This is a genomic window from Pseudorhodoferax sp. Leaf274 (genome assembly GCF_001422445.1).
Taxonomy (GTDB): domain Bacteria; phylum Pseudomonadota; class Gammaproteobacteria; order Burkholderiales; family Burkholderiaceae_C; genus Pseudorhodoferax.
In genome coordinates, this window is record NZ_LMNA01000001.1 from 1,081,848 (window position 1) to 1,101,508 (window position 19,661).

21 protein-coding genes are annotated in these 19,661 nt (G+C 68.7%); 15 read left to right on the forward strand and 6 right to left on the reverse strand.

All coding sequences use genetic code 11. The annotated features are described in order from the left end of the window. Positions 1–15: 15 nt before the first annotated feature. The 8 genes from ASF44_RS04895 (at position 16) to ASF44_RS04930 (ending at position 8,216) form a co-directional block, all read left to right on the forward strand. On the forward strand, positions 16–714 hold the full coding sequence (locus ASF44_RS04895; protein ID WP_056897987.1) for a TetR/AcrR family transcriptional regulator: 699 nt from the start codon (positions 16–18) through the stop codon (positions 712–714). Between the two features lie 52 nt (positions 715–766). Further along, complete coding sequence (locus ASF44_RS04900) at positions 767–1,315, forward strand: TRAP transporter small permease (protein WP_369820892.1); 549 nt, start codon at positions 767–769, stop codon at positions 1,313–1,315. Further along, on the forward strand, positions 1,312–2,592 hold the full coding sequence (locus tag ASF44_RS04905) for a TRAP transporter large permease (protein WP_056897988.1): 1,281 nt from the start codon (positions 1,312–1,314) through the stop codon (positions 2,590–2,592). The genes ASF44_RS04900 and ASF44_RS04905 overlap by 4 nt, the downstream gene beginning before the upstream one ends. A 35-nt stretch (positions 2,593–2,627) precedes the next feature. Beyond that, complete coding sequence (locus ASF44_RS04910) at positions 2,628–3,629, forward strand: TRAP transporter substrate-binding protein (protein WP_056897989.1); 1,002 nt, start codon at positions 2,628–2,630, stop codon at positions 3,627–3,629. A gap of 56 nt (positions 3,630–3,685) precedes the next feature. Then, positions 3,686–4,132, forward strand: a complete 447-nt coding sequence (gene aroQ, locus ASF44_RS04915; RefSeq protein WP_056897990.1) for a type II 3-dehydroquinate dehydratase — start codon at positions 3,686–3,688, stop codon at positions 4,130–4,132. A gap of 141 nt (positions 4,133–4,273) precedes the next feature. After that, on the forward strand, positions 4,274–5,167 hold the full coding sequence (locus ASF44_RS04920) for a DUF4394 domain-containing protein (protein ID WP_056897991.1): 894 nt from the start codon (positions 4,274–4,276) through the stop codon (positions 5,165–5,167). A 26-nt stretch (positions 5,168–5,193) separates the two neighbouring features. Further along, positions 5,194–5,823 carry a methylamine utilization protein gene (locus ASF44_RS04925; RefSeq protein WP_056897992.1) on the forward strand — a complete coding sequence of 210 codons (630 nt, stop codon included), beginning with the start codon at positions 5,194–5,196 and terminating at the stop codon, positions 5,821–5,823. Beyond that, a complete protein-coding gene (locus tag ASF44_RS04930; RefSeq protein WP_056897993.1) occupies positions 5,820–8,216 on the forward strand; it encodes a bifunctional diguanylate cyclase/phosphodiesterase in 2,397 nt (798 codons plus the stop codon). Before ASF44_RS04925 ends, ASF44_RS04930 begins: the two co-directional genes overlap by 4 nt. 43 nt (positions 8,217–8,259) lie before the next feature. Here ASF44_RS04930 and ASF44_RS04935 read toward each other — a convergent pair whose 3' ends face one another. The 4 genes from ASF44_RS04935 to ASF44_RS04950 all read right to left on the reverse strand — a co-directional run bounded on the left by ASF44_RS04935 (position 8,260) and on the right by ASF44_RS04950 (position 11,523). Further along, positions 8,260–8,802, reverse strand: coding sequence for an MOSC domain-containing protein (locus tag ASF44_RS04935; protein WP_056897994.1), 543 nt, complete (start codon positions 8,800–8,802; stop codon positions 8,260–8,262). Positions 8,803–8,894: 92 nt separating this feature from the next. Next, positions 8,895–9,803, reverse strand: coding sequence for a sugar phosphate isomerase/epimerase (locus ASF44_RS04940; RefSeq protein WP_056898221.1), 909 nt, complete (start codon positions 9,801–9,803; stop codon positions 8,895–8,897). A 5-nt stretch (positions 9,804–9,808) separates the two neighbouring features. Continuing rightward, positions 9,809–10,717, reverse strand: coding sequence for a VOC family protein (locus ASF44_RS04945; RefSeq protein WP_056898222.1), 909 nt, complete (start codon positions 10,715–10,717; stop codon positions 9,809–9,811). Positions 10,718–10,752: 35 nt separating this feature from the next. Continuing rightward, on the reverse strand, positions 10,753–11,523 hold the full coding sequence (locus tag ASF44_RS04950) for an SDR family oxidoreductase (protein ID WP_056897995.1): 771 nt from the start codon (positions 11,521–11,523) through the stop codon (positions 10,753–10,755). A gap of 96 nt (positions 11,524–11,619) precedes the next feature. Between ASF44_RS04950 and ASF44_RS04955 the strand changes: the two genes are divergently transcribed. After that, a complete protein-coding gene (locus ASF44_RS04955; protein ID WP_056897996.1) occupies positions 11,620–12,693 on the forward strand; it encodes an adenylate/guanylate cyclase domain-containing protein in 1,074 nt (357 codons plus the stop codon). Between the two features lie 23 nt (positions 12,694–12,716). Here ASF44_RS04955 and ASF44_RS04960 read toward each other — a convergent pair whose 3' ends face one another. Continuing rightward, on the reverse strand, positions 12,717–13,520 hold the full coding sequence (locus ASF44_RS04960; RefSeq protein WP_056897997.1) for an IclR family transcriptional regulator: 804 nt from the start codon (positions 13,518–13,520) through the stop codon (positions 12,717–12,719). A 281-nt stretch (positions 13,521–13,801) separates the two neighbouring features. Between ASF44_RS04960 and ASF44_RS04965 the strand changes: the two genes are divergently transcribed. Further along, positions 13,802–15,817 (forward strand): PQQ-binding-like beta-propeller repeat protein, encoded by a 2,016-nt coding sequence (locus ASF44_RS04965; RefSeq protein WP_235579122.1) that lies wholly within the window; start codon positions 13,802–13,804, stop codon positions 15,815–15,817. A 67-nt stretch (positions 15,818–15,884) separates the two neighbouring features. Further along, a complete protein-coding gene (locus ASF44_RS04970; RefSeq protein ID WP_056897999.1) occupies positions 15,885–16,652 on the forward strand; it encodes a PEP-CTERM sorting domain-containing protein in 768 nt (255 codons plus the stop codon). Positions 16,653–16,728: 76 nt separating this feature from the next. Here ASF44_RS04970 and ASF44_RS32760 read toward each other — a convergent pair whose 3' ends face one another. Next, positions 16,729–17,031, reverse strand: a complete 303-nt coding sequence (locus tag ASF44_RS32760; protein WP_235579123.1) for a PEP-CTERM sorting domain-containing protein — start codon at positions 17,029–17,031, stop codon at positions 16,729–16,731. Between ASF44_RS32760 and ASF44_RS32765 the strand changes: the two genes are divergently transcribed. The 4 genes from ASF44_RS32765 to ASF44_RS32775 all read left to right on the forward strand — a co-directional run bounded on the left by ASF44_RS32765 (position 17,024) and on the right by ASF44_RS32775 (position 19,661). Further along, positions 17,024–17,290: a hypothetical protein gene (locus ASF44_RS32765; RefSeq protein WP_235579124.1), complete on the forward strand. Its 267-nt coding sequence runs from the start codon at positions 17,024–17,026 to the stop codon at positions 17,288–17,290. The two genes, ASF44_RS32760 and ASF44_RS32765, sit on opposite strands and share 8 nt — an antisense overlap. Before the next feature lie 303 nt (positions 17,291–17,593). Continuing rightward, positions 17,594–18,571, forward strand: coding sequence for a ThuA domain-containing protein (locus tag ASF44_RS04980; RefSeq protein WP_082524516.1), 978 nt, complete (start codon positions 17,594–17,596; stop codon positions 18,569–18,571). Between the two features lie 44 nt (positions 18,572–18,615). After that, positions 18,616–18,957, forward strand: coding sequence for a hypothetical protein (locus ASF44_RS32770; RefSeq protein ID WP_235579125.1), 342 nt, complete (start codon positions 18,616–18,618; stop codon positions 18,955–18,957). 11 nt (positions 18,958–18,968) lie between these two features. Continuing rightward, complete coding sequence (locus ASF44_RS32775) at positions 18,969–19,661, forward strand: ThuA domain-containing protein (RefSeq protein WP_056898003.1); 693 nt, start codon at positions 18,969–18,971, stop codon at positions 19,659–19,661.

A 19,661-nucleotide genomic window follows, 5' to 3' on the forward strand; every position in this document is an offset into this window, starting at 1 on the left:
TCCTATACTGCAGGAATGAACCAGACGGTACATTCCCGGCGCCGCGTGGCTGCTGCCAAGCCCGCGGCCAAGGAAAAGGAGACAAGCCGGACCAACGATCCCGCACGGACCATGGCCAACATCCTGGACGTGGCGCTCACGGAGTTCGCCGAGAAGGGCCTGGACGGCGCGCGCATCGACGAGATCGCCGCCGCCACGCAGACCTCCAAGCGGATGATCTACTACTACTTCGGCAGCAAGGAAGGCCTGTACCTGGCCGTGCTGGAGGCCAGCTACCGCGCCATGCGCGAGACCGAGGCCGACCTGCACCTGGACGACCTGCCGCCCGAGGCCGCGCTGCGACGGCTCGTGGAATTCACCTTCGACCACCACCTGTCCAGCGAACCCTACATCCGCGTGGTGATGGCCGAGAACATGCAGCGCGGCCACTACATGGCGCAGAGCCAGAGCATCGAGCAGCTCAACGTGCCCGCGATCTCGGCCATCGAGGGGCTCTACGCGCGCGGCCGGGACAGCGGCGTGTTCCGCGCCGGCGTGGACGCGATCGACCTGCACGCCACCATCTCGGCGCTGTGCTTCTTCAACGTGGCCAACCGCCACACCTTCGGCCTGATCTTCAAGCGCGACTACACCGATCCGGCGGTGGTCGCCGCGCGGCGCGAGTCCATCGTGCAGACGGTGCTGCGTTTCGTGCAGGCCAGGGTAAGCCCCTAGAAAAGAAAACTAACCAGTTCGTACATTACTGGGTTCGCAAGGAGACACGAGCGTGATCCAGAAAATCATCCAAGGCTACTGCCGGCTGCTGGGCTGGCTGATGGTCGCCAGCCTGGCCCTCATGGTGGTCATGGTGTTCGGCAACGTGGTCATGCGCTATGCGTTCAACTCGGGGCTCACGCTGTCCGAGGAACTCTCGCGCTGGCTGTTCGTGTGGATGACCTTCATGGGTGCCGTGGTGGCACTGCACGAGCGCGCCCACCTGGGCACGGACGCGCTGGTCTCGCGCCTGCCGCGCGGCGGCCAGAAGCTGTGCCTGGCCGCCAGCCTGCTGCTCATGCTCTACATGTGCTGGCTGATGTTCGACGGCGCGCTGCAGCAGGTGAAGATCAACTGGGATTCCACCAGCGCCGTGATGGAAACCTCCATGGGCTACTTCTACGCCAGCGGCATGGTGTTCGCCGTGCTGGCCGCGCCGGTGCTGCTGCTGAACCTGTTCCGCCTGTTCGCCGGCCAGCTGTCCGACGAGGAACTGGTCGGCATCCGCGAGTCGGAGGAGGGCAATCCCAACGACTACATCCCCCAGGAGCAAGCCAAGTGACCATCGCCATCTTCCTGGGCTCGCTGCTGGCCGCGCTGGCCATCGGCATGCCGATCTCGTTCGCGCTGCTGGCCTGCGGCGCCGCGCTGATGTGGCACCTGTCGATGTTCGACGCGCAGATCCTGGCGCAGAACGTGATCGAGGGCGCCAACAGCTTCCCGCTCTTGGCCGTGCCCTTCTTCATGCTGGCCGGCGAGATCATGAACACGGGCGGCCTGTCCAAGCGCATCGTGAACTTCGCGATGGCGCTCGTGGGCCACGTGCGCGGCGGCCTGGGCTACGTGACCATCGTCGCGGCCTGCCTGCTGTCGGCGCTGTCGGGCTCGGCCGTGGCCGATGCGGCCGCGCTCACCGCGCTGCTGCTGCCCATGATGGTCAAGGCCGGGCACGACAAGGCACGCTCGGGCGGGCTGATCGCGGCCTGCGGCGTGATCGGCCCCATCATCCCGCCGTCCATCGGCTTCGTGATCTTCGGCGTGGCCGCCAACGTCTCGATCTCCAAGCTGTTCCTGGCCGGCATCTTCCCGGGCATCCTCTTGGCCGCCGGCCTGTGGGCCACCTGGTGGTGGACCACGCGCAAGGAGCAACTGGAGCCGCCGCCGCGCAAGAGCGCCGCCGAGGTGTTCGCCGCGTTCCGCAGCGCGGGCTGGGCGCTGCTGCTGCCGTTGATCATCCTCGTGGGCCTGCGCATGGGCGTGTTCACGCCGACCGAGGCGGCCGTGGTGGCGGCCGTCTACGCGCTGTTCGTGGCCGCCGTGATCTACCGCGAACTGAACCTGAGCCAGCTGTACGGCGTGTTCCTCAACGCGGCCAAGACGACCGCCGTGGTCATGTTCCTGGTGGCCGCCGCCATGGTCTCGGCCTGGCTCATCACCGTGGCCCAGCTGCCCGACCAGATCGTCTCGCTGCTGCAGCCGCTGCTGGACAGCCCCACGCTGCTGATGCTGGCCATCATGGTGCTGGTGATCGTGGTCGGCACGGCCATGGACATGACGCCCACCATCCTGATCCTCACGCCCGTGCTGATGCCCATCGTCAAGGCCGCCGGCATCGATCCGGTCTACTTCGGCGTGCTGTTCATCATCAACAACTCCATCGGCCTGGTCACGCCGCCGGTGGGCACGGTGCTCAACGTGGTGGCCGGCGTGGGCCGCATGCGCATGGACGACGTCACGCGCGGCGTCTGGCCCTTCATGCTGGTGCAGTTCGCCGTGATGTTCCTGATGGTCTTCTTCCCGCAGCTCGTGATGTGGCCGGCCAAGCTGCTGTACGGCTGATCTTCCTCCCCTTGTCCAACCCTTCGGAGACACCCATGAAACGACTCATGCTCAAGACCCTGGTGGCTGCTGCCGCCATCGCCGCGTTCGGTGCCGCGCAGGCCCAGGACACCCGCACCATCAAGTTCGCCACGCAGAACCCCAAGGGCCACCCGCTCGTGATGGGCATGGAGAAGTTCGCCGAGATCGTGGCCGCCAAGTCCGGCGGCAAGCTCAAGGTCAACCTGTTCCCGGGCGGCACGCTGGGCAGCGACCAGGCCAACGTCTCGGCCATCCAGGGCGGCACGCTGGAGATGGCGACGATGAACTCGGGCATCCTTGCAAGCCAGGTCAAGGAATTCGCGGTCTACGACTTCCCGTTCATGTTCGGCAGCAATGCCGAGGCCGAGGCCATCGTCGACGGCCCCTTCGGCAAGAAGCTGCACGACAAGCTCAAGGACAAGGGCCTGATCGGCCTGTCGTACTTCGAGCTGGGTTTCCGCGACATCACCAACAGCAAGCGGCCCATCACCAAGGTCGAGGACCTGGCCGGCCTCAAGCTGCGCGTGATCCCGAACCCGATCAACGTCGACTGGGTCAAGGCGCTGGACGCCAACCCCACGCCGCTGCCCTTCCCCGAGGTCTATGCCGCGCTGGAGCAAAAGGCCATCGACGGCCAGGAGAACCCGGTCACGGTGATCAACGCCAACAAGTTCTACGAGGTGCAGAAGCACGTGGTGCTGAGCCACCACCAGTACAACCCGCAGTCGGTGCTGATCAGCAAGAAGTTCTGGGACAGCCTGCAGCCCGCGCAGCAGAAGATCGTCGCCGACGCCGCCGTCGAGGCCACCAAGTACCAGCGCCAGCAGGCGCGCGAACAGGTGGCCATCGCGCTGGACAACATGAAGAAGAACGGCATGCAGGTGACCGAGCTGCCGCCCGCCGAACTGACCAAGCTGCGCGACAGGATGCGCCCCGTGACGGCCAAGCACGCCGTGACCGTGGGCCAGGACGTCGTGGCCGAGCTGCAGGCCGAACTGGCCAAGGTGCGCAAGTAAGCGCGGCGCCGCCCGGGGACCCAGGTCCCCGTACCCCATCCCCGCAAGGAAAACCCATGAAGATCCTCACGCTGCACGGCATCAACCTGAACATGTTCGGCAAGCGCGACCCCAAGACCTACGGCACGACCACGCTGGCCGAGATCGACGCGCAACTCGTCGCGCTGGGCCAGGAGCTCGGCGCCGAGGTCGAGTGCTTCCAGAGCAACTTCGAAGGTGCGATGGTCGAGCGCATCCACGCCGCCCACACCGAGGGCGTGGATGCCATCGTCATCAACGCCGGCGCCTGGACCCACTACAGCTACGGCATCCGTGACGCGCTGGCCATCCTCAAGTGCCCGATCGTCGAGGTGCACATGTCCAACGTGCATGCGCGCGAGGCCTTCCGCCACCACTCGGTGCTGGCCGAGATCGCGCAGGGCCAGATCGCCGGCTTCGGCGTGGACAGCTACCTGCTCGGCTTGCGCACGGCCGTCACGCACGCCAAGGCCCGCCAGGGCTGAACCGCTGCCTGCGGCGCGCACGCAACGCTGGATGTAACAGGCAGGCGGCTGCCATGGCCGCCGCCAAATTGTTGCGCTGTTTTGTCTATATCCTGAGAATAAACTGATCAGGATCGAGACAAATCCACTGTGGAGCGCGCCATGACCTTTTCCATCCCCCGCCTTCGCCTGACCCTTGCCGCCGTGGCGGCCACCGCCTTGCTGGGCTGCGCCAGCGTGCAGGAGCCTGTCGGCCAACTGCGCAAGGAAAACGTGTTCGCCGTCACGGCGGGCAACGAACTCATCAGCTTCAACGCCGGCCAGCCGCAGCGCGTGCTGACGCGCAAGCCGGTCACCGGCGTTGCCGCGGGCGATGCGCTCATCGGCATCGACTACCGCGTGTCGCGCGGCGTGCTGTTCGCGCTGTCGCGCCAGGGCCGGCTCTACACGCTGAACACCGGCACCGGCGCGCTGACGCAGGTCGGTTCGGCGCCGGCCATCCTGCCGCTGGCCGGACCGTTGTTCGGCTTCGATTTCAACCCCGCGGCCGACCGCATCCGCGTGGTGGGCGAGGGCGGCCAGAACCTGCGCCTGCACCCGGAGACGGGCGCCGTCGTCGATGGCAATCCGAACCTGGACGGCGTGCAGCCCGACGGTGCGCTGGCCTACGTGCCCGGCGACGTGAACGCCGGCAAGCAGCCCGCCATCGTGGCCGCCGGCTACACCTACAACAAGCAGGACGAGAAGATCACCACCAACTACGCCATCGACCGGCGCCTGGGCGTGCTGGTGATGCAGGGCTCCAAGGAGGGCGCGACGCCCGTGGTCTCGCCCAACACCGGCCAGCTGCGTACCGTGGGGCCGCTGGGCCTGGGTGAACTGGCCGACGCCACGCTGGACATCGCCGACGTGTCGAACGCCGCGTTCGCGGCCGTGCGCACCGCCAGCGACGCGAAGACCAAGCTCTACCAGATCGACCTGGACACGGGCCGCGCGCGCTTCGTCGGCACCGTGGCCGATGGCGGCCCGCTGCTGGGCATGGCCATCGAACCTTGAGTTTGCGCGCGGCGGACGGTTTGGTCATGCGCACGACGCGTTCGCGGGCCGGCTGGCTGCAGGCCCTGGCCCTTGGCGTCGGTGCGGGACTGGTGGCCGGCGCCGCCGCCGCAGGCACCGTGCAGGTCACCGTGCAGGACAGCGCGGGCAAGCCGCTCGCCGATGCCGTGGTGTTCCTTGAATCGCGCGAGGCGCGCGCCCAGGCCAAGCCCGTGGCCGGCGCCGAGATCGCGCAACGCGCCAAGCGCTTCGAGCCCGAGGTGACGGTGGTGACGGTGGGCAGCGCGGTGACCTTCCCGAACCAGGACACGGTGCGCCACCACGTCTACTCGTTCTCGCCCGTCAAGACCTTCGAGCTCAAGCTCTACATCGGCACGCCGGCCAACCCGGTGGTGTTCGACAAGCCCGGCATCGCCGTGCTGGGTTGCAACATCCACGACCAGATGGCGGCCTGGGTCGTCGTCGTCGAGACGCCGTACTTCGGCCGCAGCGCCGCCAGCGGCCAGGTGGCGCTGGCCAACGTGCCGGCCGGCAGCTACCGCCTGCGCGTGTGGCACCCGGGCCTGGCCGTCGGCGCGCCGGCGGCCGACCAGGCTCTGACCGTGGGTGCGGCCGACCAGGCCACCGTGTTCAAGCTCGCCGGCGTGACGCCATGAAGGCGCGCGCCTGGCGTGGGTGGTCGTTGCCGGGCGGGCTCTCGTCCCGCATCGTGCTGCTCTCGCTGGTGCTGCTGCTGGTGGTGCAGGCGGCGGTGTTCAGCGTGGTGCGCATCGCCATCGAGCAGAGCGCGCGCCGCCAGGTCGCGCAGGAACTGCGCGTGGGCGAGCGCGTGTGGCTGCGCCTGCTGGAGCAGAACGCGCAGAAGCTGAACCAGGGCGCCTCGCTGCTGGCGGCCGACTACGGTTTTCGCGACGCCGTCGGCAGCGGCGACCTGGACACCATCGCCTCGGCGCTGGAGAACCACGGTGCGCGCATCGGTGCCACGGCCACGGCGCTGCTGGACACGCGGCTGCAGCTGCGCGCCGTCGCGGAAGGCCAGGACGCCGCCGCGCTGCACTCGGTGCTGGACGGCTCGCTGCGCGCACTGGCCGACGATCCGAGCGCCTACCGCATCGCGCTGGTGGGCGGCGATGCCTTCCAGTTCGTGCTGGTGCCCATGCGCGCACCGGTCGTCGTGGGCTGGGTGCTGATGGGCTTTCCGCTGAACCAGAAGCTGTTGGAAGACATGCGCGCGCTGTCGGACGTGCAGCTGGCGCTGTTCGGCCGCACGCCGGGCCAGCCATCGCGCGTGCTGGCCACCACGCTGTCGCCGGCGGCGCTGCAGGCCCTGAAGCAGGCCGGCGGCCAGCCCGCCGAACTGCCCGTGGACGACGACATGCTGCTGGCGCGCACGGTCGAACTGGACACCAGCGCCGACACCGCCGTCTACACCGTGCTGCTGCGCTCCGTGAACCAGGTCGTGGCGCCGTTCCACCAGGCCCAGGTGGCGCTGGCCTGGATCACGGCGCTCGGCGTGCTGCTGTTCGGCGCCGGCAGCGTGGTGACGGCGCGGCGCGTGACCACGCCGCTGCGCGCGCTGGTCTCGGCCGCCGGCGAACTCGGCCGTGGCCGCTACGACCAGCCGCTGCAGCACACCGACCGGCGCGACGAGATCGGCGGCCTGGCGCGCGCGTTCGACACCATGCGCGTGGACATCGCCGCCCAGCAGGCCGAGATCCGCCGCCTGGCCTACTGGGACCGCCAGACCGGCCTGCCCAACCGCGCGCGCTTCCGCGAGGCCGTGGAGCAGGAAATCGCGCGCCGCAGCGGCGAAGACCCACCGCGCAGCCTGTCGGTGCTGATGCTGGACCTGGACCGCTTCAAGCACGTCAACGACGTGATGGGCTACGCCTTCGGCGACCAGCTGCTGAGGGCCGTGGCCAAGCGCCTGACCCAGCAGGGCCTGCGCAACGGCGACATGGTGGCGCGGCTGGGCGGCGACGAGTTCGCCGTGCTGCTGGCCGACAGCGACGCCACCAGCGCTCAGCAGGTGGCCCGGCGCATCGCCAAGGGCTTCGAGCAGCCGCTGGCGCTGGGCGAGCAGACCGTGGACATCTCTGCCGGCCTGGGCATCGCCTGCTGGCCTGTGCATGCCGTCGACACCGACACGCTGCTCTCGCGCGCCGAGGTCGCCATGTACGCGGCCAAGTCCAAGACCACCGTGGTGCAGCTCTACGATGCCGCGCTCGACGTCGGCAGCGTGCAGACCCTGTCGCTGCTCACCGAATTGCGCCGCGCCGTCGAGCGCGACGAACTGCGCCTGTTCATGCAGCCCAAGCTGCGCCTGGAGGACTCCACCGTGGTGGCCGCCGAGGCGCTGGTGCGCTGGATGCACCCCGAGCGCGGCCTGGTGCCGCCGCTGGATTTCATCCCGTTCGCCGAGCAGACCGGCTTCGTGAGCCAGCTCACGCTGTGGGTGTTCAACGCCGCGGCCGAGCTGCTGGCGCAGATCGGGGCGGGCACGCTGCGCATCTCCGTGAACCTCTCCACGCGCGACCTGCTGGACCTGGAATTCCCGGCGCGGCTGGACGCCATCCTCGAACGCCACGGCATGCCCGCCACCGGCTTTTGCCTGGAGATCACCGAGAGCGCCATCATGGACGACCCGCAGCGCGCGCAGGCCGTGCTGCAGCGCCTGTCCGACCGCGGCTTCAAGCTGTCCATCGACGACTTCGGCACCGGCTATTCGTCGCTGGCGTACTTGAAGCGCCTGCCCGTGGACGAACTCAAGATCGACAAGTCCTTCGTCATGAACATGGAGAAGGACGAGGACGACGCCAAGATCGTGCGCTCCACCGTCGACCTGGCCCACAACCTGGGCCTGACCGTGGTCGCGGAGGGCGTGGAGAACGCGCTGATCTGGCACCAGCTGCGCGCGCTGAACTGCGACGAAGGCCAGGGCTACTTCATGAGCAAGCCGATGCCCTCCGCCGACTTCCTGCACTGGGCGCAGCGCTGGCACCAGGGGGAGGTGCTGACGCACACGGGGCACGGGGCCTTGCTGCGCTGAGGGCGCGTCTTGCCGGCCAGCGCGGTCGCGCGCGCCCCGCGGTTCAGACCGGCACCAGCGGCTTGCGCTTCGCGGGCGTGGACAGGACGGCGATCGCGTCGCCCGGGTGCACCACCCCGCCTGCGACGACGATCGCCATGACACCGGCCTTGCGGACGACCGAACCATCGGCAGCACGGGGGCGCACGGCAGCCAGCAGACCGGACCGGAACCGCTCGATCTGCGCGCAAGGGTTGCGCAGGCCGGTGATCTCGATGACGGCGTGCGCGCCGAGCCGCAGCTGCGTGCCCGGGCTCAGCGCCAGCAGGTCGATTCCGCGTGTGGTGATGTTCTCGCCCAACTGGCCCGGCAGCACCTGTGGGCCATCTCCCGAGAACTCGGCGAGCAACTCTTCGGACAGAAGATGCACCTGCCGCAGGTTGGGCTTGGTCGGGTCCTTCGCGACCCTTGACCGGTGCTTGACGGTGGTTCCGCAGTGCGCATCGTCTCGGACGCCGTGGCCCTGCACCAGCTCGATGCGCTCGACCACCGCTTTCGAGAACGTGTGCTGGGCACTTCTGCTGACCTTGACGACTTCGCAGCGCATGGTCCGTGCGGCCTAAGGTGTCATGTCCCGCGCGCCAGCGCCGGGTACCACGGCCATGGCGGGCGCATCGCGCTGCCCTGCATGCACGGCGGTCACTGGCCCGCCATCGCCTTCAGCCGCATCTGCCCCGGCAGCGGCACCGAGCGCTTGAGGACATCCTCGGCCAGCCACAGCGCCGATCTGCGGGCCCGCTCGGCCACCGTGGGCAGCGGCAGGTTCAGGAAGTCGTCGTTGAACACCTCGAAGCTGTAGTCGCCGCGGTAGCCCAGCTTGTCCAGGCGCAGCACCAGCTCGACCACCTGCTCGCTGTGCACGCCTTCGCCGGGGAACACGCGCATGGTGCGCGCGGTGGCCATGCGCTCCTCGAAGGTCGGGGTGTCCTGCCACAGGAAGTCGGCCAGCTGCACGAGGAAGATCTTGCTCGGGTCCAGGTAGTCGATCTCCGACAGCGGCGTCTTGGCCGCCAGCACGTGGAACGAGTCCATGCACACGCCCAGGTTGGGGCAGTCGGCGCGGCAGACCACGTCCCAGGCGGTGGTGTACTCGTTGACCGTGTGGCCCCATGACAGCCCCTCGTAGGCGATCTTGATGCCCAGCGGCACGGCCAGCATGGCCAGCTTGCGCAGGTCGCGCGCGATCAGGTCCAGGTCCTGCGTGGCGTGGCGCGAGGTCGACGAGCAGGCCAGCAGCACGGTGCAGCCCAGCGCGGCGGCCATCTCCAGCATGCTCTTGGCGATGTCGACCTTGTAGTGGTGCAGGTGCCCGGACAGGCCCTCGAAATCGCGCAGCACCTGGAAGCCCGTGCCGCGCAGCCCGCTGTCCTTGACCGCCTGCACGGCGGCCGACAGGCCGCCCGGGTGGCCCACCAGGTCGTTGGCCTTGAGCATCACCTGCGTGAAACCGGCCTCGCGCATGGCGGCCAGCTTGGCCTCCAGCGGCCCGGCCAGCGTGATGGTGTCCATGCCGAAGCCTTCGAAGTTGCCCTCGGTGTGCAGCCGCATGCCCATCACTCCTGTGCGCTGTGCACGAGCTCGAACACCACCGAGCCCAGGTAGGTCTTGGTGATGGCGCCGCGCCGCTCGGTGTGGGCGGCGGCCGTCTCGACAAACTCCACGCCCAGCGCGCGCAGCGCCTGCACGGCGGCCAGCACGTCGGGCACGCCCAGGCCGATGCGCTGCAGCTTCTCCCCGGTGTCCAGCACGTGCGGCTCGGGCTCGACCAGCTGCAGCATGAAGCGCTGCGTGGCATCCAGCGCCGGCGTGCGCAGCAAGGTGCCCTTGGGCATGATGCCGAAGCGCAGGTCGTCGGGGATCAGCTCGGTGCCGAACAGCTCGCGGTAGAACTCGATCCAGTCGTTGCTGCGGCCCGGGCCGATGTACTGCACCACGCCGAAGAAATGGATGCCGGCCGTCGCGGCGGGCTGCTGGTCGACCGAGGGGATGGGCACGAAGTCCACGCCGTAGATCGAGAACTCCTTGTAGCGGTCGACGAAGTAGATGCGGCTGCCGCCGGCGCCGTGGATGGCCGGGATGTTCAGCTCCATGACCTCGGCGCGCGTGGGCACGGCCCAGGCGCCGCGCTCCAGCACGTAGCGGTAGGCGGCCCGCGCGTCGCGCGCGCGCAGGGCGATGGCCGAGATCGTCGGCACCTCCTGGCTGGCGCCGGGCGCATCGGCCGCGTGGGCGTTGACCACGATGTTGAGCGCGCCCTGGCGGTACAGCAGGATCTCGCGCGAACGGTGCCGCGCGATGGGGCGGAAACCCATCATCTCCAGCACCTGGCCCAGGGCCTGGGGCTTGGAGGTGGCGTACTCGATGAATTCGATGCCGTCCAGGCCCAGCGGGTTGGCGGCGTCGCTGAACGAAGCCTGCAGGGGCTCGCGCGGGTCGGGGGTATTCAGCAGCAGATCACTCATGCGCACATTCTGCGCCAAGCTGCCCCAAAACCTGCTTATCGGACGAGCAGAACGCCGCCGTCCACGGTCAGTGTCGTGCCGACCACATAGTCGCCCGCGCGCGAGGCCAGGTAGATGGCGGCGGCGGCCATGTCCTCGGGCTGGCCGATGCGCCGGGCCGGGATGCGTTGTGCCACCTCGTCGCCCTGGTCGCGCGCGGCGCGGTTCATGTCCGAGGCGAAGGCGCCCGGCGCGATGGCGCTGACCACGATGTTGTCCTCGATCAGGCGCAGCGCCATGCGTTTGGTCAGGTGGATCAGGCCGGCCTTGCTGGCGGCGTAGGAGTAGGTCTCCAGCGGGTTCACGCCCTGCCCGTCGATGGAGGCGATGTTGATCACCTTGGCCGACCGGCCCTGGGCCGCCAGCCGCAGCGGCGCGGCCAGCGCCTGGGTGAGGAAGAACGGCGCCTTGAGGTTCAGGTCGACCACCTTGTCCCAGCCGGCCTCGGGAAAGTCGTCGAAGGGCTCGCCCCAGGCCGCGCCGGCGTTGTTGACCAGGATGTCCAGCTTGGGCTCCAGTGCGACGAAGGCGTCGGCCAGGGCCCGGGCGCCGGCCACGCTGGACACGTCGGCCGGCAGCGCGATGCAGTGGCCCAGCGCGGCCATCTCGTGCGCGGCCTGGGTGCAGGCCTCGCCCTTGCGCGCCGAGATGTACACGCGCGCGCCCTGCGCCAGGAAGCCCTCGGCGATCATGCGGCCGATGCCGCGCGAGCCGCCGGTGACGAGGGCCGTGCGGCCGGCCAGGGAGAACAGGTCTTGGGTCTGCATGGGGGATGTCTCGCTTCGTGGGAGGGGAAGCGGACCAGCTTAGCGGGCCTACACTTGCCCGTCGCCACTTTGGCGACACCGCCACACCGATCCCGCATGAAACAGATCCACCGCCAGCAGCTGGCCGAGCGCCTGCTGGCACTGGCCGAGACAGGTGCATTGCTGCAGCCCGATGCGCGTGGGCGCATCGCGGACGTGATCGACAGCGTGGAGCATGCCGATGCCGCGGCCGACCTGCGGCGCGTGACCATCCTGCTGTCCGACCTGCGCGGCTTCACGGCGCTGGCGGAGCAGCATTCGGCGCTGGCCATGGTGGAGGCGCTGAACCGCTACCTGGCGCGCATGACGGAGATCATCCTGCGCTGGGGCGGCGCCATCGACAAGTTCATGGGCGACGCGATCATGGTGCTGTTCGGCGCACCCGATGCGCTGCAGGACGACATCGTCTCGGCCATCGCCTGCGCCATCGAGATGCAGATCGCCATGGACGAGATCAATGCCGACAACCGGGCCCACGGCATGGCGCCGTGGTTCATGGGCATCGGCATCAACACCGGCGAGGTGGTGGCGGGGCAGCTGGGCTCGCGGCTGCACAGCGAGTACACGGTGATCGGCGACCAGGTGAACCTGGCCTCGCGCATCGAGGCGCACAGCCTGCGCGGGCAGATCCTGCTGTCGGAGTCCACCTGGCAGCAGGCGCAGGGGTTCATCGAGACCGGCGATGTCAACGAGGTCAGCGTCAAGGGCAAGCGCGACACCGTGCGCATGTACGAGCTGCAGGCCACGCAGCGGCCGCACCGGTTGGTGGCGCCCAAGCGCGAGATCCGCAACAGCCCGCGCGTGGAGGTGGACATGCCGCTCGTGTTCCGCCGGCTCAAGGGCAAGGCCGTGGGCACGCGCCAGCTGGAGGGCTGCATCACCGACCTCAGCTACGGCGGCATGTTCGTGCGCAGTGCCGTGGCGCTGCAGGCCTTCGACGACATCTGCTTTGCGCTGTCGCTGTCGATGATGGGCCGCGAGCTGACCGAGATCTATGCCAAGGTGCTGCGCGTGGTGCCGCAGCCCGATGGGCAATTCGGCTACCCGGTGGAGTTCACCGCCATCGAGGCCAAGGCCCAGCAGTCGATCAAGGAGTTCGTCGACGGCATCGTCGAACTCGGCCGGCCTTAGCGGGCGTTAGAGCGCTGCGGCGCTCAGCCCGCAGCCTGGCGTGCGGCGGCCTGCCGCACGAAGATCGGCGAGGCCGTGCTGGCCATGGCCAGCTCGCCGGCCGCGGTCACCAGCGCGGCGCCCAGTTCCTGCATGCGCTGGCCCGTCAGCCGGATCGCCGGGCCGGCGATGGTGATCACGCCGATGGTGTCCTCGCCGCGGCGCTGCACCGGTGCCGCCATGGCGTTCATGCCGGGCGCGTAGACCTCCTCGATCAGCGAGAAGCCGCGCGCACGGTCTTCCTGCAGCACCTGCTCCAGCGCCTTCCAGGTGGTCGGGGCGCGCGGGCCGTAGGCGGCCGGCTCGCCGAAGCCCTGGCGCACGACGAGCTCCAGCGCGCGCTCCTCGTTCAGCGTCATGAGCCAGGCGTGGCCGCCGGCGCTGCACGACAGGCGCAGGTCGATGCCCATGTCGGGGTCGTAGCGCAGCCCGAAGCGCGCACCCTGGGCCTTGGCCACGAAGGTCAGCCGGTCGCCGTCGACGATGGCCAGGCGCACCAGTTCGCCGGACACGTCGGCCAGCCGGTCGATGATGGGCTGGGCGATGTCCACGATGCCGGAGCCGCCCAGGTAGGACAGCCCCAGCGCGGCCAGCTTGGTGGTCAGCGCGTAGTCGCCGTGGTCGCGCATCTGGCGCACGTAGCCGCAGCGCACCAGCTCGGTCAGCACCCGGTGGCAGGCCGACAGGGGCAGTTCCAGGTCCTGCGCGACGGCCGACAGGGCCTTGCCTTCCGGCCGCGCGGCCAGGTATTCAAGGACGGACAGGGAACGTTCCAGGGGGCTGCTCATGGCCGGGATTGTCACCCGAAGCCGGACGCGCCCACACCGCATGCGCTGCGCCGCCATCGCGCTGCTCGGCCGAACTGCGTACAGGTTTACCCCAGGTGCCAAAGCTGGGTCGGCGCTTAACATGGAAACATATTCCATATGGAAACAGTTTCTGACAAGTTGGGTCCGACTTCCATCGGATCCGACCCAGGCACCGCACGCCTGCCGGCGTGCGGTGCCGGCCGCCATTTTCACAACCACCGGAGACCTGCATGCGCCTTGCGCTTCTACCTTCCCTGATCATGACGCTGGGCGTCCTGGCGGCCGCGCCGCCGGCGCTGGCGCAGCCCGCGAGCCAGTCCCCCGGCTGCTGCACGGCCACCACGCGCGACGTCGAGAAGGTCGGCGGCAACCTGGGCAACCAGAATTACTCGGCCCTGCGCCAGATCAACAAGGCCAACGTCAAGCAGCTCGGCGCCATCTGGCTCAACGAGATCGAAGGCGGCATCACCACCGGCACCAACCAGAGCACGACCATCGTCAAGGACGGCGTGCTCTACATCGAGTCGGCGCTCGGCAAGCTGCACGCGGTCGATGGCGTCACCGGCCAGACCAAATGGGTCTATCCGGGCAAGGGCACGATCACGCGGCGCGGCCCGGCCATCGGCCAGGGCATGGTCTACACCATCGCCACCGGCAACACGGTGGTGGCGCTGAACAAGGACACCGGCCAGGTCGTCTGGGAGAAGCAGATCAATGGCTACGGCAACGTGGCCAAGGTCGGCGTGGTCTACCACGACGGCATGCTCTACCTGGGCACCAACGACGGCTCGCGCGGTGCCGCGCTGGCGGTGGATGCCAGCAACGGCGCACTCAAGTGGTATTTCTTCGGCATCCCCGGCCCCGGCGAGTTCGGCTACGACACCTGGGGCGGCGGTCCGCAGAGCGGCGCCACGCCCTGGATCCACCCGGCCGTGGACCCCGAGCTCAACCTCGTCTACTGGACCTTCGGCAACGCGCGCGGCGGCTCCTCGCAGGACGGCTCGCAGCGCCCGGGCCAGAACCTGTTCGCCAACTCCATCGTCGCCACCGACGCCAAGACCGGCGCCTACAAGTGGCACTTCCAGTCGGTGCACCACGACATCTGGGACATGGACAACGTCAACGCGCCGGTGCTGGCGGACGTGACCGTCAAGGGCCAGCCGCGCAAGGCCGTGATCTACGGCAGCAAGACGGCCATGTGGTACATCCTGGACCGCACCGACGGCACGCCGCTGATCGGCATCGACGAGAAGCCCGTGCCGCAGGATGCGCGCCAGAACACCTGGCCCACCCAGCCCTATCCGCGCGGCGACGCCTGGATGCCGCTGTGCGTGACCGACAGTGGCCCGGCCCGCGCGGTGCCCAACTTCAAGCGCGGCTGCCTGTATTCCGCGCACTGGGACGAACCCGTCCTGTCCATCCCCGGCCAGGGCGGCGGCGGCGACTGGAGCCACGTGTCCTTCAGCCACAGCACCAAGCTGGTCTACACCGGCTTCGGCTATGTGAGCTCGGCCCACTCGCTGACCGAGGCCAGCAACGGCCTGCGCCCGCTGGGCACGGAGATGACGGGCGGCATCGTGGCCATCGACCCGGCCACCAACAAGATCCGCTGGAAGAAGGACATGCCGTACTCGCTCGCGCACGGCAACGGCATCCTGACCACGGCCTCCGACCTGCTGTTCATCGGCCAGCCCGACGGCAACCTGCTGGGCATGGACGCGCTCAATGGCCGCGAGCTGTGGCGCTTCCAGACCGGCGCGGCGATCAGCGCCAGCCCCATCACCTACGAGGTCAACGGCGAGCAGTACATGGCGATCTACGCCGGCGGCACCGGCATCCCCTACGGTGACTCGGCCCAGCGCGGCGACCACCTGTGGGCCTTCAAGGTCGGCGGCACCGTGCCGCAGGCGGCCGAGCCGACCAAGCCCGTCATCCGCCGGCCCATCTCGGCAGCCGCGGTGGAGGGCAGCGTCGTGAACAACACCGTCACGCTGGCGCGCCAGTGGAGCGGCGGCCAGGTCGGCGGGGCCGAAGCCGGCGGCACGAACGCGATGGCACCGCAGCACCTGCGCGTGCCGGTGGGCACCACGGTGACCTTCCACAACCCGGCCACCAATGCCAAGCAGCATTGCGCCACGCAGTTCTTCGAAGGCCTGTTCAACGCTGGCCCGCTGGCACCGGGCCAGTCGTTCCAGTACACGTTCAGCGAACGCGGCGAGTACTTCTACAACGACTGCACCGACCCGCGCTCGACCGGCAAGGTCGTCGTGTATTGACAGCCCCCGAAGCCCCGCCGCCGGATGGCGGTGGGGCGCACTTTCCTGATCCCACCGGAGACATGACTTGAACCACCGCATCACCTCGCTCGGCCTGGCCCTGGCCCTCACGCTCGGCGCCGCCACCAGCCACGCGGCCATCGCCCGTTTCGACACCACCAGCTTCGGCTACAGCGTCTCCAGCGGCACCCTGGCCTGGACCACCGACGGGCAGTACCAGCGCCTGGACACCGAGGCCGCCTCCGCCGGCGGCACGCTGGGCTACGACAGCGTGGCCAACGACTGGACCAACTGGTCCAGCCAGGCCCTCTCGGCGTCGACGGCGTATGCCAGCGCTTCGGCCGCCACCGGCACGCAGACGCTGCAGGGCAACGCGCAGGCCACCCGCACCGACCTGCTGCCCATCGACCTGCCATCCCACATCAGCCGCGCCTACGGCAACCAGGCCGGCGTGTTCAGCCTGACCGACGACGGCACCGTCACGTTCACCATCGGCTGGCGCATCGAGGTGCAGGGCGACGCGTCCGACCCGCTGGCCGACTACGGCCATGCCTTCCTGTCGCTGCGGGCTGGCGCGTACGACGGCAGCTCGGACAACTTCCTGGACGAGGAGCTGTTCTCGTTCGACGCCGTGAGCGGCATGGCCGTGGCCAGTGGCACCTGGGTCGTCGAGGTGGCCCTGGCCGCCGGCCAGCTGGGCTACTACGACCTGACCGGCACGGCCAGCGCCGAAGCCAGCGCCCAGGGCCCCAGCGAAGTGCCCGAACCGGGCAGCCTGGCCCTGATCGGCGCCGGCCTCGCGGCGCTGGTGGGCCTGCGCCGGCGCCGCGCCTGAATGCGCAACGGCCCCCGTGCCTGCAGGCGCGGGGGCCGTCGTGAAGAGAGGGCCCGGCACTGCCGGGCCTTGCGTTTCAGGCCTTCGGGCGGCGGGCGCGGCGCGACCAGCCCAGGCCGGCCAGGCCGGCCAGCAGCAGGGCGGCGCTGGCGGGCTCGGGCACGTCGTTGACCAGGGTCAGCGTCAGGCTGCCCAGGTTCACGTAGCCCAGGTACTCCTTGCTGACGGACAGGTCCAGTGCGCCGTCCTGCAGCAGCGCCAGTTCGGCGCCCGTGAAGGAGTAGCTCCAGGCGGTCGGCGGGCTGACTTCGCTGTTGTTCGAGCAGTCGTCCCACAGCGAGCAATAGGCCACTTCCACGCCGTCGCCATAGATGAGCACCTCGGTCGTCGTGCTGGAAAAGCCATTGCCGAAGGTACCGCTCAACGTGGCCGAAATGATATTGCCGCCGGTCGAGAAATTGAATTGGCCGACATTCAGGCTCAGTGGCCAGGACGACCACACGCTGTCTGGGCTACTGAAATCTGCGAGCGTGCTGGTCACCACGCCGGCCTGTGCCACGACGGCACCCGCTGCCAGCAATCCGGCGGCGGCCAGCTTTTTCATTCTGGAAAAACGCATAAACACTCCAAGTCGTTGAATCTACAAGCCCCCTTCGTCCCAACCCATTGTCAAGACACAAAAAATTGGTGGCATGCGAGTCTAGCGAGGCTTGGTGGAAGATCTTTCCATGCTTCCCCTCTTGACGCTCGTGGCTTTTTGCAACAGGATTGGAAAAGTATTCCACATGCTTTGATTCTCTGAAATCAGGCGAATAACGAAAGGGGGAGACATATTCGTCCAGCCAAGATGCACAGCACCTGAGCGCCACGCCAGGTTCTGAAGATTCGCCTATTTGGACAGGCGCAGCTTCGTTTTCTCATTTCTCTGAAGGATTAACTCCATGCATCGAAGAATCGATGGCCAGGGCGGCAGCCGCATGCTCGCCTGCGCCTTGGCGCTGGCGGGCGCAGGCCTCGCGCCCGCGGCCTATGCCCAGCAGGGCGCGCCCGCGCCGGGCAGCCTCGACACGCAGTACAACGCCTGCCGCGGCACCAACCCCAATTGCTACAACGACTGGGGCGCGTTCGCCAACACGCCCAACAAGGTGCTGATCTACTCGCGCACGGCCGGCCCGCGCCATGCCAACCTGGGCCCGGCGCTGGCCGCCGGCCTGAACCCGCCGCTGGTGGCCGCCAATGCCGTGCAGAACGGCCTGATCCGCCTGCTGGCCGCCGAGGGCATCACGGCCGACTGGACCGAGGACGTGGCCCGCATGACCAGCCTGAACGGCTACAAGGCCATCATCTTCGCCAGCCCCACGCGTGACGCGCTGTGGGACCACGCCAAGAGCGCGGCCGGCGGCACCCAGCTCGATGCCGCGCGCCATGCGCTGCGCCAGTACATGCGCCGCGGTGGCGGCTTCGTGGGCATCCACAACGCCTTCGGCACGGAATACAACTGGCCTTACTACGAAGGCCTCTTGGGCAATGCCAACTTCTACGACCACGGCGCCAACCAGAACGGCACCGTGCGCGTGGTCAACAAGACCGACAGCTCCACCTCCATGCTGCCGGCCAGCTGGGGCTTCAAGGACGAGTGGTACACGCTGATGCCGTATCCGACGAACGTGAAGTTCCTGATGGTGGTGGACACCAACTCGCTGGCCACCAAGCGCAGCACGCACCCGGGCCACGGAAAGATGCACCCGGTGTCGTGGTGCCAGTACTACGACGGCGGCCGCTCCTGGGTGACCACGCTGGGCCACGACGCCGGCGCCTTCGCGCAGGACACCTCGACCTTCCCGGGCGCTGCCGAATTCCAGAAGCACGTCGTGGCCGGCATCAAGTCGGCCATGGGCCTGGTGCCGTTCTGCAAATGAGCGCGCCCCGTCCGGCTTTCAATCTTTCGATCCAAGGAAACACCATGTCCCGTATGACCCGCGCCCTCGGCGCCGCCGCCGCCCTGTTCCTGGCCGGCACCGCCCAGGCCCAGACCGGCGCGCCCGCCCCGGGCAGCCTCGACCCCTACTACAAGGTCTGCCGCGGCACCGACCCGAGCTGCTACAACGACTGGGGCGCGTTCGCCAGCACGCCCAACAAGGTGCTGATCTACTCGCGCACGGCCGGCCCGCGCCACGCCAACCTGGGCCCGGCGCTGGCCGCCGGCCTGAACCCGCCGCTGGTGGCCGCCAATGCCGTGCAGAACGGCCTGATCCGCCTGCTGGCCGCCGAGGGAACCTGGGCCCGGCGCTGGCCGCCGGCCTGAACCCGCCGCTGGTGGCCGCCAATGCCGTGCAGAACGGCCTGATCCGCCTGCTGGCCGCCGAGGGCATCACGGCCGACTGGACCGAGGACGTGGCCCGCATGACCAGCCTGAACGGCTACAAGGCCATCATCTTCGCCAGCCCCACGCGCGACGCGCTGTGGGACCACAGCAAGACCGCCTCGGGCGGCACGCAGCTGGACGCCGCACGCCACGCGCTGCGCCAGTACATGCGCCGCGGCGGCGGCTTCGTCGGCATCCACAACGCCTTCGGCACCGAATACAACTGGCCTTACTACGAAGGCCTGCTGGGCAACGCCAACTTCTACGACCACGGCGCCAACCAGGACGGCACGGTGCAGGTGGTCAACAAGAACGACGCATCCACCGAGATGCTGCCCGACAACTTCGGCTTCAAGGACGAGTGGTACACGCTGATGCCGTTCCCGACCAACGTGAAGTTCCTGCTGACGGTGGACACCAACTCGCTGGCCACCAAGCGCGGCACGCACCCGGGCCACGGCAGCTTCCATCCCGTGTCGTGGTGCCAGTACTACGACGGCGGCCGCTCCTGGGTGACCACGCTGGGCCACGACGGCGGCGCATTCGCGGCCGACACGTCCACGTTCCGCGGCGCGGCCGAGTTCCAGAAGCACATCGTGGCCGGCATCAAGTCGGCCATGGGCCTGGTGCCGTTCTGCCGTTGA

What these genes read in the sequence shown, in the direction of transcription:
- ASF44_RS04895 (WP_056897987.1), top strand. Translation starts at nt 16, where the DNA reads ATGAACCAGACGGTACATTCCCGGCGCCGCGTGGCTGCTGCCAAGCCC.
- ASF44_RS04910 (WP_056897989.1), top strand. Translation starts at nt 2,628, where the DNA reads ATGAAACGACTCATGCTCAAGACCCTGGTGGCTGCTGCCGCCATCGCC.
- aroQ (WP_056897990.1), top strand. Translation starts at nt 3,686, where the DNA reads ATGAAGATCCTCACGCTGCACGGCATCAACCTGAACATGTTCGGCAAG.
- ASF44_RS04920 (WP_056897991.1), top strand. Translation starts at nt 4,274, where the DNA reads ATGACCTTTTCCATCCCCCGCCTTCGCCTGACCCTTGCCGCCGTGGCG.
- ASF44_RS04925 (WP_056897992.1), top strand. Translation starts at nt 5,194, where the DNA reads ATGCGCACGACGCGTTCGCGGGCCGGCTGGCTGCAGGCCCTGGCCCTT.
- ASF44_RS04930 (WP_056897993.1), top strand. Translation starts at nt 5,820, where the DNA reads ATGAAGGCGCGCGCCTGGCGTGGGTGGTCGTTGCCGGGCGGGCTCTCG.
- ASF44_RS04935 (WP_056897994.1), bottom strand. Translation starts at nt 8,802, where the DNA reads ATGCGCTGCGAAGTCGTCAAGGTCAGCAGAAGTGCCCAGCACACGTTC.
- ASF44_RS04940 (WP_056898221.1), bottom strand. Translation starts at nt 9,803, where the DNA reads ATGCGGCTGCACACCGAGGGCAACTTCGAAGGCTTCGGCATGGACACC.
- ASF44_RS04945 (WP_056898222.1), bottom strand. Translation starts at nt 10,717, where the DNA reads ATGAGTGATCTGCTGCTGAATACCCCCGACCCGCGCGAGCCCCTGCAG.
- ASF44_RS04950 (WP_056897995.1), bottom strand. Translation starts at nt 11,523, where the DNA reads ATGCAGACCCAAGACCTGTTCTCCCTGGCCGGCCGCACGGCCCTCGTC.
- ASF44_RS04955 (WP_056897996.1), top strand. Translation starts at nt 11,620, where the DNA reads ATGAAACAGATCCACCGCCAGCAGCTGGCCGAGCGCCTGCTGGCACTG.
- ASF44_RS04960 (WP_056897997.1), bottom strand. Translation starts at nt 13,520, where the DNA reads ATGAGCAGCCCCCTGGAACGTTCCCTGTCCGTCCTTGAATACCTGGCC.
- ASF44_RS04965 (WP_235579122.1), top strand. Translation starts at nt 13,802, where the DNA reads ATGACGCTGGGCGTCCTGGCGGCCGCGCCGCCGGCGCTGGCGCAGCCC.
- ASF44_RS32765 (WP_235579124.1), top strand. Translation starts at nt 17,024, where the DNA reads ATGAGCACCTCGGTCGTCGTGCTGGAAAAGCCATTGCCGAAGGTACCG.
- ASF44_RS04980 (WP_082524516.1), top strand. Translation starts at nt 17,594, where the DNA reads ATGCATCGAAGAATCGATGGCCAGGGCGGCAGCCGCATGCTCGCCTGC.
- ASF44_RS32770 (WP_235579125.1), top strand. Translation starts at nt 18,616, where the DNA reads ATGTCCCGTATGACCCGCGCCCTCGGCGCCGCCGCCGCCCTGTTCCTG.